This window comes from Haloferax marinisediminis (assembly GCF_009674585.1).
Classification (GTDB): domain Archaea; phylum Halobacteriota; class Halobacteria; order Halobacteriales; family Haloferacaceae; genus Haloferax; species Haloferax marinisediminis.
The window spans coordinates 277,483-293,548 of record NZ_WKJP01000001.1 but is presented as its reverse complement, the minus strand read 5'-3'; the positions used below and the strand labels follow the sequence as shown (position 1 = coordinate 293,548).

The 16,066-nt window shown below is 63.0% G+C and carries 14 protein-coding genes; 5 read left to right on the top strand and 9 right to left on the bottom strand.

Annotation, left to right across the window (positions count from 1 at the left end):
- Positions 1–27 precede the first annotated feature (27 nt).
- On the bottom strand, positions 28–684 hold the full coding sequence (locus tag GJR98_RS01575; RefSeq protein WP_151134795.1) for a riboflavin synthase: 657 nt from the start codon (positions 682–684) through the stop codon (positions 28–30).
- 113 nt (positions 685–797) lie between these two features.
- Between GJR98_RS01575 and GJR98_RS01570 the strand changes: the two genes are divergently transcribed.
- Positions 798–1,535 carry a DUF502 domain-containing protein gene (locus tag GJR98_RS01570; RefSeq protein ID WP_151134793.1) on the top strand — a complete coding sequence of 246 codons (738 nt, stop codon included), beginning with the start codon at positions 798–800 and terminating at the stop codon, positions 1,533–1,535.
- Between the two features lie 30 nt (positions 1,536–1,565).
- On the opposite strand, the gene GJR98_RS01565 is transcribed toward GJR98_RS01570, so the two are convergent.
- Positions 1,566–3,392 (bottom strand): SLC13 family permease, encoded by a 1,827-nt coding sequence (locus GJR98_RS01565; RefSeq protein ID WP_151134791.1) that lies wholly within the window; start codon positions 3,390–3,392, stop codon positions 1,566–1,568.
- A gap of 155 nt (positions 3,393–3,547) precedes the next feature.
- On the opposite strand from GJR98_RS01565, the gene GJR98_RS01560 reads away from it, so the two are divergent.
- Positions 3,548–3,790, top strand: coding sequence for a DUF7533 family protein (locus GJR98_RS01560; RefSeq protein WP_151134789.1), 243 nt, complete (start codon positions 3,548–3,550; stop codon positions 3,788–3,790).
- Between the two features lie 17 nt (positions 3,791–3,807).
- Here GJR98_RS01560 and GJR98_RS01555 read toward each other — a convergent pair whose 3' ends face one another.
- The 5 genes from GJR98_RS01555 to GJR98_RS01540 all read right to left on the bottom strand — a co-directional run bounded on the left by GJR98_RS01555 (position 3,808) and on the right by GJR98_RS01540 (position 9,955).
- A complete protein-coding gene (locus tag GJR98_RS01555) occupies positions 3,808–4,917 on the bottom strand; it encodes a M24 family metallopeptidase (RefSeq protein WP_151134787.1) in 1,110 nt (369 codons plus the stop codon).
- 7 nt (positions 4,918–4,924) lie between these two features.
- Positions 4,925–6,775 carry a UvrD-helicase domain-containing protein gene (locus GJR98_RS01550; protein ID WP_151134785.1) on the bottom strand — a complete coding sequence of 617 codons (1,851 nt, stop codon included), beginning with the start codon at positions 6,773–6,775 and terminating at the stop codon, positions 4,925–4,927.
- A gap of 159 nt (positions 6,776–6,934) precedes the next feature.
- On the bottom strand, positions 6,935–7,111 hold the full coding sequence (locus GJR98_RS17900; protein WP_305037515.1) for an HVO_0416 family zinc finger protein: 177 nt from the start codon (positions 7,109–7,111) through the stop codon (positions 6,935–6,937).
- An 86-nt stretch (positions 7,112–7,197) separates the two neighbouring features.
- Complete coding sequence (locus GJR98_RS01545) at positions 7,198–8,706, bottom strand: carboxypeptidase M32 (protein WP_151134783.1); 1,509 nt, start codon at positions 8,704–8,706, stop codon at positions 7,198–7,200.
- A 154-nt stretch (positions 8,707–8,860) separates the two neighbouring features.
- Entirely contained in the window at positions 8,861–9,955 is a 1,095-nt protein-coding gene (locus GJR98_RS01540; protein ID WP_151134781.1) for a M20 family metallopeptidase, read from the bottom strand.
- A 144-nt stretch (positions 9,956–10,099) separates the two neighbouring features.
- Between GJR98_RS01540 and GJR98_RS01535 the strand changes: the two genes are divergently transcribed.
- Positions 10,100–11,734, top strand: a complete 1,635-nt coding sequence (locus GJR98_RS01535) for a methyl-accepting chemotaxis protein (protein ID WP_151134779.1) — start codon at positions 10,100–10,102, stop codon at positions 11,732–11,734.
- Between the two features lie 35 nt (positions 11,735–11,769).
- Here the strand turns inward: GJR98_RS01535 and GJR98_RS01530 are convergent, their stop codons facing one another.
- Positions 11,770–13,212 carry an amidase gene (locus GJR98_RS01530; RefSeq protein ID WP_151134777.1) on the bottom strand — a complete coding sequence of 481 codons (1,443 nt, stop codon included), beginning with the start codon at positions 13,210–13,212 and terminating at the stop codon, positions 11,770–11,772.
- A 159-nt stretch (positions 13,213–13,371) separates the two neighbouring features.
- On the opposite strand from GJR98_RS01530, the gene GJR98_RS01525 reads away from it, so the two are divergent.
- Complete coding sequence (locus GJR98_RS01525) at positions 13,372–15,237, top strand: PINc/VapC family ATPase (RefSeq protein ID WP_151134775.1); 1,866 nt, start codon at positions 13,372–13,374, stop codon at positions 15,235–15,237.
- A 100-nt stretch (positions 15,238–15,337) separates the two neighbouring features.
- On the opposite strand, the gene GJR98_RS01520 is transcribed toward GJR98_RS01525, so the two are convergent.
- Positions 15,338–15,631 carry a MarR family transcriptional regulator gene (locus GJR98_RS01520; protein WP_058571267.1) on the bottom strand — a complete coding sequence of 98 codons (294 nt, stop codon included), beginning with the start codon at positions 15,629–15,631 and terminating at the stop codon, positions 15,338–15,340.
- A 124-nt stretch (positions 15,632–15,755) separates the two neighbouring features.
- Here GJR98_RS01520 and GJR98_RS01515 point away from each other — a divergent pair, with 124 nt between their 5' ends.
- Positions 15,756–16,064 (top strand): EMC6-like membrane protein, encoded by a 309-nt coding sequence (locus tag GJR98_RS01515; protein WP_151134773.1) that lies wholly within the window; start codon positions 15,756–15,758, stop codon positions 16,062–16,064.
- The last annotated feature ends 2 nt before the right edge of the window (positions 16,065–16,066 follow it).

Below are 16,066 nucleotides of genomic sequence, written 5' to 3'. Positions count from 1 at the left end.
GCGTCGGGGCGCAGAACGAGTCGTTTTCTACTCCGCGCGCAACCCGTCGACGTAGCCGTCGAGCATCGACTCGACGTACTTTGCAACCACGTCGACCTCGACGTGAATCGGGTCGCCGGGGTCTTTCTCCGAGAGCGTTGTCAGGTCGTAGGTCGTCGGGATGATTGCCACGGCGAACGAGTCGTCACGGCGGTCGGCCACGGTGAGACTGATGCCGTCGAGACAGACAGAGCCTTTCTGGACGACGTACTTCGCGAGCGACTCGGGCAGGTCGAACTCGAAGAACCAGTCGTCACCGACTTGTTCGACGTTGCTGACCGTGGTCGTCCCGTCGACGTGACCCTGTACGATGTGTCCGTCGAAGCGGTCACTCGCCGCGAGCGCGCGTTCGAGGTTGACTCGGTCGCCTTCACCGACCTCGCCGAGGTAGGTCTTCTCGACCGTCTCTGCGGCGAGGAAGACTTCGAACCAGTCGTCGCCGAACTCCTCGACCGTCAGACAGACGCCAGAGACGGCGATAGATTGGCCGTGGTGGAGGTCGTCGAACTCGAGGTCGGTTCTGATTCGAAGGCGGCGACCACCGTCGGATGAGTCATCCGACGTAATCTCTCCTGCGGAGAAACCACTCGCGGTGTCGGTCACACCGACGATTTCGCCCGGCCCCTCCACGATTCCTGTGAACATACCGACGGCTTCGGGAGGTGGGCCTTAATGGCTATCGTTTGTGGTCACCATCACGATTTCGTGATGATTTCCGTCGCCCATACAATTTAGTCGCCGTCGGACTCAAAAGCCGTATGGACGTGCTCGCTCGGCTTCGAAGTAGTTTCGTCACGGGTCTCATTCTCGTCGCACCGCTCGCCGTGACCGTGTTCGTCCTCCAGTTTCTCTTCAACCGCATCACGGCAGCGCTCCGCCCGTTAGTTCGAGAGATAACCCCCTTCCTCGCGGACGCGCTCAACTACTCGGGCGATATCGTGCTCATCTCACAACTCCTGGCGGCGCTCATCATCGCGGTGACCATCGCACTCGTCGGCTATCTCGCATCGATGAGTCTCGGTCAGCGCCTCTTCGGAAGTTTCGAGCGCGGCGTCGAACTCCTCCCGCTCGTCCGAACCATCTACTTCGGCGTCCGGCAAGTTTCCGAGTCGCTCACAGAACCCACTGCTGGGTACGACCGTGTCGTTCTCGTCGAGTTCCCTCGTGAGGGACTGTTTTCTATCGGGTTCGTCACCAACGAGGCGCCCGAATCGGTGTCGAAAGCGACCGACGACGACCTGTACACGGTGTTCGTCCCCAACAGTCCCAATCCGACTGCCGGCGCACTCGTCATGCTCTCGCCGGACGAAATCCGCGAACTCGACATGCCGGTTCGTCGCGGGCTGCGTCTCCTCGTCACCACGGGGTTGAGCGTGAACGACCCCGAAACGTTGCCGTCTGGTCCGGCAGGCTACGACCCCGCAAACGGTGTCGATGGCGCCCAGACGAACACGGATGTCGACACTCGCGGCGAACACGAACAAAGCTCGAACTGAGTGCGTTTTCAGCCCGGGATGGCCGCCTCGTCAGAGGCCCCACAGCAACACGATTCCGAACGTCGTGACGACGGCCAAGAGTAGTTGGAGTGGCCCGCCCACCCGAAGATAGTCAGAAAAGCGGTAGCCGCCCGGGCCGTACACCATGAGGTTCGTCTGGTAGCCGATGGGCGTCATGAAGGCCGTGCTCCCCGCGAACGTGACGGCGATGGCGAATCCGAACGGGTCTGCCCCGAGTCGCTGTGCCGTGTCGATAGCGATGGGTAAGATGAGGACGACGCTCGCGACGGGCGTGATGACGTTCGCCAAGAGCCCCGTCAAGAGGTAGAACGCAGCGAGCACGGCGACGAGTGGAAGAAACACGGTGGCCTCACCGACGAGGTCTCCGATGAGCGCGACACCTCCGGTCAGTTGGAGTGCGCGACCCAGCGGAATCACGCCTGCGAGGAGGAAGATGACGTTCCAACTCACGGCGTCGTAGGCGTCACTCACCGAGAGGCAGTCCGTCACAACCATGGCGACGACGCCACCGAGGGCGGCGACGGCGATTGGGACGACGCCGAGTGCGGCTAATCCGATGACCGCTGCGATGATGGCGAACGCCCGAAACGCCGTCGGCGACAGCCCGCCGTTTCGCTTCATCACCCTCTCGGAAACCTCGCTCGTCACGATGAAGTCACCCGTCTCCTTGAGATACTGGGCCGTCTCGTAGGTCGTCTGGAGGAGGAGCGAGTCACCGGCGCGAAGGTCGACGTCGCGGAAGTGTTCGCGGATGAGTCCACCACCACGGCGGCGAACAGCGAGGACTGTCGCGTCGTACCGTTCTCGCAGTCGCGTCTCGCCGATGGTGTCGCCGATGAGTCCCGACTCGCGTGGGACGACGATTTCGAGGAGTGCCACGCGGTCTGGCTGGTCGAGTTCGATGTCCGTGAGGGCCGTTCGTGGGAGATACCGGAGGTCGACGAGGTCGCAGAACTGCCGAATCGTCGCCGGGTCGCCGCGAATCGTGAGGAGGTCACGGCCTTTGATGTCGCGGTCTGTGTCGGCCGCGACGAAGTGTTCGCCCCCACGGAGGACGTCGAGGATGTCGATGTTGAGGTCCCGGTGGGCGTCGTCAGCGACTTCTCGCGCCGGGTTGCCGACGAGGGGGGACCGCGAGGGGACTAACACACGGGCGAGGAACGGTTGGACACCGTAGTTAGCCGTCCGGTTCCCCGCTTCGATTCGTTCGGGGAGGAGTCGGGGGGCAATCGTCAACAGGTAGACCGCGCCGACGCCGAACACGATGATTCCGAGGGGTGTGAACACGAACATCGAAAAGGGAGGGTTGCCCGTGGCGGTGGCGTAGGCTTCACTCGCGACGAGGTTCGTGGCGGTTCCGATGAGCGTGAGCGTCCCCCCGAGCATCGACGCGTACGAGAGCGGGATGAGGAGTTTCGACGGCGAAACGTTCGTCTGGTCTGCGAGGTCGGAGACCATCGGGATGAACACCGCGACGACCGGTGTGTTGTTGATGACGCCGGCAATCGGCCCCGTGAGTCCGACAATCGAGCCGAGCAGTCGACTCTCACTCCCATGGGTGAATCGGGCGAGTGCGTCTCCGAGGACGCGAATCGCGCCGGTCTGTCTGACTCCTTCGCTGAGCGCGTACATCGCGAGAATCGTGATGGTCGCAGCGTTCGAGAACCCCGAGAGACCGGTCTGGAGGTCGACCTGTGTCCACGGTTCGAGGACGATGAGTGCGACGATGACGCCGATTGCAGTCACGTCTGGCGGTGCCGCCTCTGTCACGAACAACGTCATCGTGACCACCACGAGGGCGAAGACGACGAGCATGCCGGGCGTAACCGCGACCATAGGGCACGTCGATTCGGAGACGGCTTAATGGTTCCTTGGCTGATTGTCACGTCGGCGAGAGCACGACGAACTCACTGTCGGTGGGGCACCTCTCTCGACGCGCCTCACCGACGATGCCGCGACGCTTTTGTCCACCCGAAGACTATCCGCGCTCGATGCGACTCGGAATCTTAGAAATGATCGGACTCGGAGCGTCGCTCATCTTCGCTATTCCGCTCGGCGTCTTCGGTCTCACACTCCTGATGGACGGTCGGACCGTCTTCGGCGGCGCGATGGTCTTCCTCGCCGTCCTCATGGTCGCGCTTCCGAAGTATCTCACCACGCCGCAGGACATTCCGATGCTCGCGGCCGAGAAAGTCATGGGCGGCATCGCAAAAGAGCCAGACGAAGAAGAGTAGCGACCCGGTCTGCGGCGTCACTCGCTCCAGCGAGACGGGTCGAGACCGGTCGGCGCGTCACCGAGCATCCGTGGGCCGTCTTCACCGACGACGAGCACGTCGGTCAGTTCTACCCGGCCGTTGTCTGCGTGGGAGATTGCAGCACGAACTCTGACGACGTTTCCTTCGACGAGTTCGGTGTCTCCGTCTAGTTGTGGGGCTTCTCGGGCGGCCAGTCCGATGCCGCCCCCGACGTCTCTCGTCACTTCGTCGTTCATCGAGAAGCCGAACGCGGCCGTCTCGGCGCGAATCTCGCTCCCGACGAAGCCGGCATCGGCACCGGCGTTCGCCTCCACGAGCGAAACGTCTCGGGCGGCGTCACAGGCCACGTGAGCCCGTCGTTCCCATCCGCCGTCCGCGTCGACGACGAAGGTTCGCGCGAGCGCCCCGCGGTATCCTGCGGGACCACGCGGCGACACCGAGACAACGATTGGTTCGCCCGGCACGAGTTCGACCGCCGCGTCTCGTCCGCCGCGAGTGCCTGTCGTCACTGTCGTCGCTCCCACCGAGTCGACACCTTCGACGGCGAGTGTCGCGTTCACTTGCCGCCGAATACGCTCCGTCGAGAGGGGTGCGTCGCCCCAGACGAGCGTCTCGTCTTCGACGTGCGCATCGGCAAGGATGACGGCGGCGGCGGTGATGCCGCGCTTTGCGGCCCGCTGAACCCCTTCGATAGCATCGATTTCTTCGGTGTCCTTGATTGCCCGAGCGTCTCGCACTGCTGTCGTCGACGATAGTTCGTAGCCCGCCGATTCGAGGTGGAGTGCGGTGTCGTGGGGAATCGTTCGCGGTGCCAGCACCGTTCCATCGGGTGCGTGGTCGGCCAGAATCGCCGCGGCGGCTTGGCCTGCTGGTCTGTCGTCCACGCGGACAGACGCGTTTGGAACCTCTGGAACGTCGACCGTCGAGGGAACGCGAAGATGCGTCTCGCCGGCGACGCGGACGTACACGACATCGACACCGAGGTCGCGGCCGGTCAGATACCTGCCGAGTGGGTCGTCAGCGCGGCAGATGGCGACGAATCCGACCGCAGTTCTCTCGTCGATGGCGGCGTCGATGGCCGAACCGCCGCGGGGACCGGACGGCACGGGCGGATTACGCCTCGGGTTCGGGCGCGGGTGGTTCTTGGGCTGCCTCGACGAGTGCTTGGGTGTCTTCGTCGCGAATCTCGTTGTGGAGGAGGACGCTGATTGGGAGCGTCGGTGCTCCGTTGACGAGGTTTTCGAGGATGATGAGGCGCTCACGCGCACGGGACATCCCGACGTAGAAGACACGGCGCTCGTTGTCCGTGATGAGCGGGACCGGACTCGTCGCCGAGGTGAACTCGTCGATGCCGCGGGCTTCGAGTTCCTCTTCGGAGACGGAGGCGGCCATCTGCTCGACGACCTTCTCGGTCAGGTCGGTCGCCATGAACACGTGGTCTGCTTCACGACCCTTCGCAGAGTGGATGGTTCCGACGCGGACGCGACTCGGGTCCATGCCGGCGTAGTCGCCGGAGAAGTACGCGTCGACGGACTTGCGCTGGAAACTGGTCACTTTGCGGACCATGTCCGAAGCGGCGCTTCCGTTCGGCGCGAACGGGGCGAAGTTCTTGATCTCCTTCGGGGTGAACTCGAGTTCCGTGATGTCCTCGGCACCCTGTTCTTCTTTCCGCTCGTCGATCGCGTCGAACAGGTCGTCGCGGTCGTTGGTCCCGAACGCCGAGTCCTGAAGCATGTCGGCGAGGCGGCGAGCCTGCAACCCATCGACGGGTTCGTCGGCCTCCATCGCCTCGACGGCGCGGACGTACTGCGTGAGGCGGTCGGTCCACATGCGCTGGTCAGTGAGCGTCGAGAACGGGATGCCCGAGGGGAGGAACTCGTCGATGAACTGGAACATCTGGTACCGGGCACGGAACAGCACCATGATGGTCCCGTCGTCTTGTTCGACGGTGTAGCGAACGTTCCGGGCGAGTTCGAGCATCGACGGACTCTCGACTGCTTCGACGGACCCACCTTCTTTGCGGGGTTTGAGGTCCTTCTCCTGCCGCTTGTCGATGTGTCGAATCTCACGGTTGACGACGTTGAGGACGTTCGACGGGAGACGGTAGGAGTTCGGCAGAACCTCGTCGTGGTCACGCTCGGCGTCGAGGAGCAGGTTCGGGTCTGCACCCTGCCACGCGTAGACGACCTGGTCGTCGTCGCCGGCGATGAGGACGCCCGTCATGTGCGGTTTCCACTCTTCGTACACGTCGTACTGGAGTGTGGTGATGTCCTGGAACTCGTCGATGACGAGGTAGTCGACGTTCGGGACGAGAGCGCGCTGCTTGACTCGTTCGAGCATGTCTGCGAATCCGACGAGTCCGTTTTCTCCCTTGTAGGCGCGCCACGCGCGGATGGCTTCGGGGATGTCGATTCGGTCGTCGTCAGAGGGCCACGTCGGCGTGTACTTGTTGCCTTCCTGTGCGTTGGGGTCGATTTCTGGCGGAAGACGAACCTCTTCGACGTTCCACTGGAACGGGACGTCGTACCAGTCGGCGACATCGCGGCGGGTCCGCTGAAGCCACTGACTCGTAGCGATAACCTTGTTCCCGATGGTGGTCGAACGGGCCGTTCGACGGCCGGCGCCGCTGTACTCGTCTTGGAACTCCAGTCCGTACTCTTCACAGAACTCCTGTTTGTCCTTCTCGCCGACGACGTCGTTGCGCGAGAGGCTGAGTAGTTCGTACGCCTTCGCGTGCATCGTCGAGACGTTGCCTTTCAACGAACGCGGATTGATGTCGAGTCGGTCAGCGAGTCGGTCCCGAATCTCTGCCGCTGCGGCACGAGTGTACGAGACAACGAGGATATCGCGGATACTGACGTCGTCTTGTTCGAGAATTTCCTCGACCTTGTTGAGTAAGGCCGTGGTCTTCCCGCTACCCGGACCCCCAAATAGGCGGGTGACGGTCACGTCGGATTCGCTCATTGTGGACGTTCACGGCCTTCTCTGTGATAAGCGACGTGCTTCCGACGAGGGCGAACGCGCCCGGAGTCGATTCGACGTGCCGGGCGTTCGCGGGCGCACCCTCCTGTGTGGGTGCGTCGAGAACAGGTGCTGTGGCTTGGTCAGTACGTTACGGACGCGTTAGGCCTCCGGCGACCACCCACAGACGGAGCATGTCGCCGCGCCCATGTCGTGCAACGCCCCACAATCGGGGCACTGCAGTTTGTTATAGGATCGATCCCAGCGTGCCGGTTCTGTCTCGTGACCGCGGTCGGCCAAGAACTGGTCGAACAAGTCGTCACTGGGTGCTGAGGCCATACATGGTATGCTATGCCATGGCTGTATTTAGTTCCTGCGGCGCTTGCGAATCCCTGAGAACAGGGGATTCAGACTCTCTCGTGAACTTACAGGTCGTACAGCTCGGTGTACTTCGCTTCGACGTAGTCGAGGAAGTCGTCGGCGGCGAAGTCCTTCCCGGTGGCGCGTTTGACTAGGTCGTTCGTCTCGTAGCGACGGCCGTACTGGTGGACGTTCTCGCGGAGCCACTCGCGCAGGTCGGCGAACTCACCGTCAGCAATCTTCTCGTCGAGGTTCTCGATGTCGTCGTCGGCCGCGTCGAACAACTGCGCGGACATAATCGACCCGAGAGAGTACGTCGGGAAGTAGCCGAAGTTGCCGTAGGCCCAGTGGATGTCCTGCAGACAGCCTTCGGAGTCGGTCTCCGGGCGGATGCCGAGGTACTCTTCGTACTTGTCGTTCCACGCCTCCGGCACGTCTTCGACGTCGAGGTCACCCGAGATGAGCGCGCGTTCGAGTTCGAACCGGATGACGATGTGCAGGTGGTAGGTCAGTTCGTCCGCTTCGACGCGGATGAGGTTGTCCTCGTACACCTGATTCGCTGCCTCGTACGCCTCCTCGACGGTCGCATCGACGTCCGAGAAGTGTTCGGTGAACGTGGGAAGGAAGTGCTGCCAGAAGGCACGCGAACGGCCGACGTGGTTCTCCCAGAGACGGGACTGCGACTCGTGGACGGAGAGGTTTCGGTCCTCACCGAGCGGCGTCGCGTAGTGTTCGTCCGGCAGGCCGAGCGTGTAGAGCGCGTGACCGAACTCGTGGATGGTCGAAAAGAGCGACCCGAGTGGGTCGGACTCGTCGTAGCGGGTGGTCACGCGAGCGTCGAACTGCGTCCCCGACGAGAACGGGTGTGGTGCGGTGTCGAGACGGCCACGTTCCCACGGATAGCCGAGCGTCGACAGCGCGTCGCGGACGAGTGCTTCCTGGTCGTCGGCCGGGAACTCGCCTTCGAAGGCGTCGACGGCGAGTTCGGTCTCCGATTCGCGGATGTCTGCAATCATCTCGACGAGGACCTCGCGAACTTCGTCGAGAATCTCTTCGGCCTGTTCGAGCGGCAGGCACGGTTCGTAGTCTTCGAACAGCACTTCGTAGGGGTCGCGGTCCGGGTCGATGTGCTCGGCGTACTGCCGCTTCAGTTCGACGTGTTTCTCCAGATGCGGGGCGAACGTCTCGAAGTCGTCTTCGGCCTTGGCCTGCTTCCACGCGGGAATCGCCTCGGACGCCGCCGCCGAAATCTGCTCGACGAGGTCGTTCGGGACGCGTACGGCACGTTCGTAGTCACGCCGAAGTTCGCGGAGCACGTCGGCCTGTTCGTCGGTCGGGTCGTCCGCTTCCGCCGCTTCGAGGAGTTCACCGAACTCGTCGTCGGTGAGCAGTTCGTGACTGAGCGCCGAGAGCGCCGACATCTGTTGGGACCGCGCGGGCGTCCCCTCGTCGGGCATCATGACCTGCTGGTCCCACGAGAGGATGCCACCGGCGTTTTCGACGTTGGCGATTCGCTTGTACTTCGCGAGTAGTCGGTCGTACGCCGATGCCTCTTCTGTGGAGGATTGTGCCATATGATGTCGGGTCGGGTCGGGTGCGTATTAAATCGCAGGAGACGGTGATTTCGGTGGGATTTCTGACGAGTCAAACCCGGACAGGACAGAGAAGAAGACTCTACTTCCTCCCACCACTCTCGTCTTCGAGACGGACGCTCTTTCAGGTCTCTCGTTACCACCCCTCCACGAGGTCACGGTACGTCTCGTAACACCGCTCCAGCACGTCGAGTGAGACGCTCTCGTTCTTCGTGTGGGCCTCGCCGGGCTCTGATGGACCGTAGACGATACAGGTCGTTCCCTCCTGAGCAAGCCACCCTGCGTCGGTAGCGTGTGGTTTCGTCACCTGTTCGGGCGCGTCGTCACCGCGGTCCTCGTGAACTCGCTGGGCCGCCTCGAACACTCGCTCGGCGAAGTCGGCGTCGTCACAGGCCATCGGCGGAAGGTCCTGTTCGACAACCCACTCGACGCCGTCGATGGATTCAGTCTGGGCGAGGTCGGCGTACCCACCGGGGACGGTTCGCTCGTCGATGGTCACTTCACAGTAGTCGGGAATGACGTTCCACGCGCTCCCGCCGTCAATCTCGGTGACTGCGATGCTTCCCGAGACGGTGTGTCCCAGCACCTCAGTTTCGGGGAACGTCAGTTCGCGCACCACGTCCACCGCGTCGCACGCGCGATACACTGCGTTTTCACCCCGCTCAGGTTCGCTGGCGTGGCACGCAGTTCCAGAGACTTCGAGGACGCTCGCGCGACGACCACGGTGGGCGACGACGACGTCAGTTCGGTCGGGGCCCGAGTAGTTGGTCGACCCTTCGGCGACGACGGCGTAATCGAGCGAGAGTCCTTCTTCGAGTGCTGAACGGACACCATTCCCTCCGAGTTCTTCGTCGACGAACGAGGCGAAGACGACTTCCTGCGATGCTGATTCCGCGGCGTCTCTGAAGGCCAGCATCGACGCAGCGACCGCACCTTTCATGTCTGCGCTCCCGCGCCCGTAGAGGCGGCCATCCGCCGTCTCGACGATGTATTCGCCGTCGTCGGTCAGTTGTCGGGGTGCTGGCGGGACGACGTCGTGGTGGCCGACGAGTGCGAGTGATTCACCGACGCCGGCGTTGACACGGGCGAGCACGTTTCCTACGTCGTCTCTGGTCACGTCTGCGTCAGTCTGGTCGCGAAGCCACGCCTCGATGAAGTCGCCAGCGGCGGTTTCGTCCTCGTGGCTAGGAATCGAGACGAGGTCAGCCGTCAGCAGGTCGAGTTCGTTCATGACGCCCTGTCACGGTACCACTAGAAAAGCGTGTATCGTGACGACGGGCGACGAGGCGGTCACATTCCACTGATTCGACAACTTTGTTCTCAGCTCTCGGGAATACAGTACCAGGACTATACCAGATTCTGTGAACGTTCGTGTATGCGACTCGTCTCGGCGTACCAACGGTTGCTCTGGAGAAGCATGGACGTACTCGGTGTCTCGGACTCAGTCGAACGAAAAATCGTCGCGGCGGTCGGCATCCAGTTCGTGGTGTCACTCGGGCAGGCCGCGTTACCGTGGGTTGCGACCGGAACCACGCGCCTCGTTCTGTCGGGCGCCCTGTTCCTCGGCGCGACCCTCGCGTTCGTGAACACCGTTCTCATCACTCGCACAGACATCGTCGAACCAATCGAGCGACTCTCTACGTCGGCCGCTGGCGTCGCCGCAGGAGACCTCTCTGCGACACCACCGACCGTCGACGGCGACGACGAAGTCGCACGACTCGCCGGGGACTTCGGTTCGATGCACGACCACCTCTGTACCGTCGCCTCGCAGGCGACGGCACTCGCCGACCAGAACTTCGACCACCACTCGTTCGACGAAGAACTCCCGGGCGAGTTCGGTGACGCCTTAGATCGGATGCAGCGGGACCTCGCTGACTACACGCGTAACCTCCAACACTTGGTCGACGCGTTCGCCGAGGCGACCGCACAAGCACAGAGTGGTGACCTCACTGCGACCATCGACACGAGCGAGTGGGGCGTCGACGACGAGCGCTACGAGGCGGTCGCCGAGACGTACAACGACCTCGTCTACACGCTCTCGACGACGCTCGGAGAGGTGCAGCGGTTCGCCGAGGAAGTCTCACAGATGAGCGCATCTGCGCAAGAACACGTCGAACAGGCGAACGCGGCAAGCGAAGAAGTCGCCGCCTCTGTCACCGAGATCTCCGACGGCGCGAGCACGCAGACGGCCCACCTCCAGACGGTCGCCACCGAACTCAACACGCTCTCGGCGACGGTCGAAGAGATTGCTGCGTCCGCCGACGAAGTTGCCCGAACGGCGGAGACGGCCTCCAAACGCGGCGAAGTCGGACGAGACGCTGCCACGGCAGCGATGGAAGCGTTAGACGCCGTCGAAGAGCGTATCGACGACACCGCAGCAGCGGTCGCAGAACTCGCAGATGGAATCGAGGAGATTGACGAGATTGCTGCCTTCATCGACCACGTCGGGTCGCAGACAGACCTGTTGGCCATCAACGCGGCCATCGAAGCGGCCCACGCCGGTGAGGCAGGCGACGGATTCGGCGTCGTCGCAGAGGAAGTCAAGTCGCTCGCCGAGGAGACTCGGGATTCGGCCGACGAAGTGTCGACGCTCATCGCCGACATCACCGACCACTCCGAGGAGACGCTGGCCGACGTCCGGAACATGAACCAGCAAGTCACCGACAGTCTCGACACCGTCAGCGAGGCAATCGAGGAGTTCGAGACCATCGTCGACATGGTGACCGACATCGACGCGAGCGTGGCCGAAGTGAGCGACGCGACGGACCAACAAGCGCAGTCGGCACAGGACATCGCCGTCCGAGTCGACGACGTTGCCAACATCTCCGAAGAGACCGCTGGCCAGTCACAGACGGTCGTCGAGACAGCAAACACTCAGTCAGCGTCTATCGGAGATCTCTCAGAACAGGCCACGATTCTCTCGTCGCGGGCGGCGAATTTGGAGGACCTCGTCGGGTCGTTCGAAGTCATCGACGAAGACGCGATGCACACAGCGCCAGCCGACGACTGACTTTCTGAACCAGTCGTTGGTGGAGACCGCAGCTGTTACGATGACTGCTCGACGGCCGATCCGAGCGTGAGCGCGGTCGACTCGTCGTGGCGGGCGGTCACGAACTGACACCCGACGGGCCGGCCGTCCGCCTTTCCGCAGGGGACCGACAGCGCGGGATTCCCCGTGAAGTTGAACGGTGCTGTGTGCGAAATCGTTCGGACGAACGCCTCTTGGTCAGTCACGGTTCCGAACGACGGCGCGGTCGTCGGTGTCGTCGGGAGCACGAGCGCGTCGTACGTCGCGAGTGCTTCGTCGACCTCTCGGGTGAATGCCTCGCGGATACGCTGGGCGGCCACGTAGTGGTTTCCGCCCGTCGTTTCGAGCAGTCCACCTCCCACGAGAAGTTGACCAGCCGCGTTGTCACCGAGTCGGGTGGGGTCGAGGTCACTCAGTGCCGTCCGGAGGCCCTCACTGTACCCAGTTCCGGTCCCGTACACCTGTCCGTCGTCAGCGATGAGGCGGGCGAATTCGACGTTAGAGGTCGCCAGGAGCGCTAACGGTGTGACTCTGAACGTCGGGAGTGAGACACGCTCGACGGCCACGCCAGCGTCTGCGAGTGCCTCTATGGTGGCGTCTACCTGTTCCCGAACGCCTTCGTCGGCGTCGTCCATCGCCTCTTCGACGACGCCTACCTGAAGACCATCGACGGTATCCGCGACGGTGACGTCTGGCGTTGGCATCCCCAGCGTCGAGGGGTCTCTGGGGTCTGGCCCGGCAATCGTCTCGAATACCTCTCCTGCAAGTGCGACCGATTTCGACAGGACGCCGACGTGGTCGAGCGAAGGTGCGAGGTCGACGAATCCGAACCGGGGGACGGACCGATGAGTTGGTTTCAGACCAACGACGCCGCAGTACGACGCGGGGATGCGGACGCTCCCGCCTGTGTCGCTGCCGAGCGCAGCGTCGAGGGTTCCCGCGGCGACGGCCGCACCACTGCCGCTCGACGACCCGCCGGGAACCGCTCCATCGACGGCGGGGTTCCTGATGGGCCCGTGTGCGCAGGTTTCACCAGTCGTGAAGTACGCGAACTCGTCCATGTTGGTCGTCGCGCTGACGTCGCCGCCGGCGTCGACGAGACGCTGGACGACCGTCGCGTGGAACTCGGGAGTGTACGACAGCGCCGCAGACCCGCAGGTCATCGGAACGCCAGCGACGGCGAGGTTGTCCTTCACGCCGAGTCGGTACCCCGAGAGCGCCCCGCCAGCTGTGTCGTTTCCGGGGATGGAGAACGTGTACAGGAGGGCGTTGTACGCGTCGTCTGCCTCCGCTACGTCGACCGCCGGTTCGTCGGTGGGGTCGGTTGCGTCGAGCATACCGAGTGCATCGGCCGTCGCTTCGAGTTCCGCCACGTATCGTTCGACCCCCTCATCGTCGAGGGTAAAGCCGTACACTTCGGCTGCGTGTCGGATGGCCCGACTGGAGCGTTCGCCTGACATACTGTATTATATTCGTGTCATTCTATTAACTATAGCCCTCGGCTCGTGCCACGGAGCGCACGTCTCCCGGTCACGGGCGCCCCGACGTGCCACTAATTCGCATCCCGAGCGACCCTCTCCATCTATATCCTTATCCGTCCCCACTGCGAAAATCCGCGCATGAAGATAGTGCCGGACACGAGCGCGGTCATCGACGGCCGTGTGTCCGAGCGAGTCGACGACGGCACCTACGACGGTGCCGACGTACTCGTCCCCGAAGCAGTCGTGAGCGAACTCGAATCGCAGGCCAACGATGGCCGCGATACGGGGTGGGAGGGACTCTCCGAACTCCAGCGTCTCGCCGAGTTTGCCGACGACGGCGTCATCGAACTCAGATACATCGGTCGCCGGCCGAGTTCCGGCGAGACGAAAGGCGCCCACGAGGGCGACATCGACGCGCTCATCCGCGACATCGCTGCCGAACGCTCGGCGACGCTCCTCACGAGCGACGTCGTCCAAGCCGAAGTGGCCAAGGCGAAGGGCCTCTCCGTCGAGTACGTCGAACCCGCCATCCGTGGGTCCGGCGGCCTCATCATCGAGCAGTTCTTCGACGACGAGACGATGTCCGTCCACCTCAAGACGGACACCAAGCCGAAGGCCAAACGGGGCGCAGTCGGCGAGATGCACTACCAGATTATCGACGACGAGGTGACAGACGAGGCGACGATGAAAGAGTGGGCCGACGACATCGTCAACTCCGCTCGCGCGTCGTCCGACGGCTTCATCGAACTCTCGGAGCCCGGGATGAACATCGTCCAGTTCCGCGACTACCGTATCGCCGTCGCTCGCCCGCCGTTCGCCGACGGCATCGAAATCACGGCCGTTCGGCCCATCGTCAAGACCGAACTCGACGACTACGAGTTCGCCGACGAACTCCGTGACCGCCTCGCCGAGCGCCAGCGCGGTGTTCTCATCGCCGGGTCGCCCGGTGCTGGGAAGTCCACGTTCGCGCAGGCCGTCGCCGAGTTCCTCAACGACAGCGACTACGCGGTCAAGACGATGGAGAAACCGCGTGACTTGCAGGTCGGTCCGGAGATTACGCAGTACACGGCACTCGGTGGCGACATGGCCAAGACGGCCGACTCGCTCCTGCTCGTCCGCCCCGACTACACCATCTACGACGAGGTCAGAAAGACCGCGGACTTCTCCGTCTTCTCCGACATGCGCCTCGCCGGCGTCGGTATGGTCGGCGTCGTCCACGCGACTCGTGCTATCGACGCACTCCAGCGTCTCGTCGGCCGCGTCGAACTCGGGATGATTCCGCAGGTGGTCGACACCGTCGTCTACATCGAAGACGGTGCGGTTCACACGGTGTACGACGTGAGTACCGAGGTGAAGGTCCCCGAGGGTCTCTTCGCCGAGGACCTCGCCCGCCCGGTCATCCAGATTCGCGACTTCGAGACCGGTACGCCGAAGTACGAGATTTACACGTTCAACCGGCAGGTCGTCACGGTTCCGCTCGGCAAGGAACGCGACAAGAAAGAAAGCGGCGTCTCCCGTCTCGCCAAACAGGAAATCGAGCGCGAGATTCGTTCCATCGCCCGTGGCCACGTCGACGTCGACCTCAAGGGGCAGAACCGCGCGGTCGTCTACGTCGAAGAAGACGACATCTCGTACGTCATCGGGAAAGGCGGCGGTCGTATCTCGGACGTCGAAGACCGCCTCGGCATCGACATCGACGTGCGAACCCACGACGAGAAACCGTCGCAAGGCGGGGCAACTGGACAGTCCTCCGGTGGACAGTCTGCTGGCGGTCAGTCCAAAGAGGGTGTCGTCGTCACGCCCGAAGTGACCTCTCGGCACGTCGTCGTCCGGATGGACGGCCACGTCGGCGAGACGGTCGAAGTCCGAGCGAACGACGAGTATCTGTTCACGGCGACCGTCAGCCGCGGCGGCGACATTCAGGTCTCACGCGGGAGCGCAATCGCTGAGGAACTCGAGAACGCGATCGACAAAAAGCAGCAAATCACGGTCGTCCCGGCCTGACGTTGGCGCGCGACTGAACCGTCCCGGGGGTTCGACTGTTTCGACACGTCGCAACGGGGCTTTTGAAAAGACCAACTGCGAAGCAGTGTGCGGTTCGTCCCTACTCGGCGCAGCAGGCTTTCTCTTTTCCGCCGTCGGCTTTCGCCTGCGCTTGCTGGGGCGCAAGGTCCGTCAACTGATAGAGATTCTGTCGAGCGTCAGCAAAGTAGACGTCTTCGTCGACAATTCCGATGCCCTCCAGTCGTTCGAGCGCGTACCGAACGGTTCGCGCAGAGAGCATAGACTCTTGCACGATGCCTTTCTGGGTGAGTGGGCCGTTGTATTCGAGTACTTTGAAAACGAGCTTCGCACTCGGTGGGAGGTCGTCTAGACTCTCCTCTTCTGTTCCAGCCATCGTTACGAATCGAGACGCGCGACCAGCATAAACCTTGTTGGCTGTGATTAGCCGACAACGCTTTATCGCCAGGCGCTGCCGGAGGAACGAACGCCTTTTGATGCCGGCTATCGCAGGGAGACACATGGCCACGGAAACGCAGACCGAACTCTCCGGCCACCTTCGCGGAGTGACGGTCACGACACTCGCCTGCCTCTCCGGCATCGCCGCGGCGATGATCTCCGGTGTGGTGGTGGGGACGACGGTCGAGGCCGCGACCAATCAGTTGGCCGTGGGTATCCTCGGCGCGTTCGTCCTCGTCCAGTTCCCGGTGCTCAGCGTCATCGGCATCGACATCTCCGGGGCGAAAGACTACCTCTACGTCGTCTTCATGACGTTCGCGCTCTGGTTCATCTCGTACGCGATCCTGCTGACCTCGGGTGTTCAGCTCTAATC

What these genes read in the sequence shown, in the direction of transcription:
- GJR98_RS01550 (WP_151134785.1), bottom strand. Translation starts at nt 6,775, where the DNA reads ATGAGCGAATCCGACGTGACCGTCACCCGCCTATTTGGGGGTCCGGGT.
- GJR98_RS01515 (WP_151134773.1), top strand. Translation starts at nt 15,756, where the DNA reads ATGGCCACGGAAACGCAGACCGAACTCTCCGGCCACCTTCGCGGAGTG.
- GJR98_RS01565 (WP_151134791.1), bottom strand. Translation starts at nt 3,392, where the DNA reads ATGGTCGCGGTTACGCCCGGCATGCTCGTCGTCTTCGCCCTCGTGGTG.
- GJR98_RS01575 (WP_151134795.1), bottom strand. Translation starts at nt 684, where the DNA reads ATGTTCACAGGAATCGTGGAGGGGCCGGGCGAAATCGTCGGTGTGACC.
- GJR98_RS17900 (WP_305037515.1), bottom strand. Translation starts at nt 7,111, where the DNA reads ATGGCCTCAGCACCCAGTGACGACTTGTTCGACCAGTTCTTGGCCGAC.
- GJR98_RS01560 (WP_151134789.1), top strand. Translation starts at nt 3,548, where the DNA reads ATGCGACTCGGAATCTTAGAAATGATCGGACTCGGAGCGTCGCTCATC.
- GJR98_RS01570 (WP_151134793.1), top strand. Translation starts at nt 798, where the DNA reads ATGGACGTGCTCGCTCGGCTTCGAAGTAGTTTCGTCACGGGTCTCATT.
- GJR98_RS01520 (WP_058571267.1), bottom strand. Translation starts at nt 15,631, where the DNA reads ATGGCTGGAACAGAAGAGGAGAGTCTAGACGACCTCCCACCGAGTGCG.
- GJR98_RS01525 (WP_151134775.1), top strand. Translation starts at nt 13,372, where the DNA reads ATGAAGATAGTGCCGGACACGAGCGCGGTCATCGACGGCCGTGTGTCC.
- GJR98_RS01540 (WP_151134781.1), bottom strand. Translation starts at nt 9,955, where the DNA reads ATGAACGAACTCGACCTGCTGACGGCTGACCTCGTCTCGATTCCTAGC.
- GJR98_RS01545 (WP_151134783.1), bottom strand. Translation starts at nt 8,706, where the DNA reads ATGGCACAATCCTCCACAGAAGAGGCATCGGCGTACGACCGACTACTC.
- GJR98_RS01535 (WP_151134779.1), top strand. Translation starts at nt 10,100, where the DNA reads ATGCGACTCGTCTCGGCGTACCAACGGTTGCTCTGGAGAAGCATGGAC.
- GJR98_RS01530 (WP_151134777.1), bottom strand. Translation starts at nt 13,212, where the DNA reads ATGTCAGGCGAACGCTCCAGTCGGGCCATCCGACACGCAGCCGAAGTG.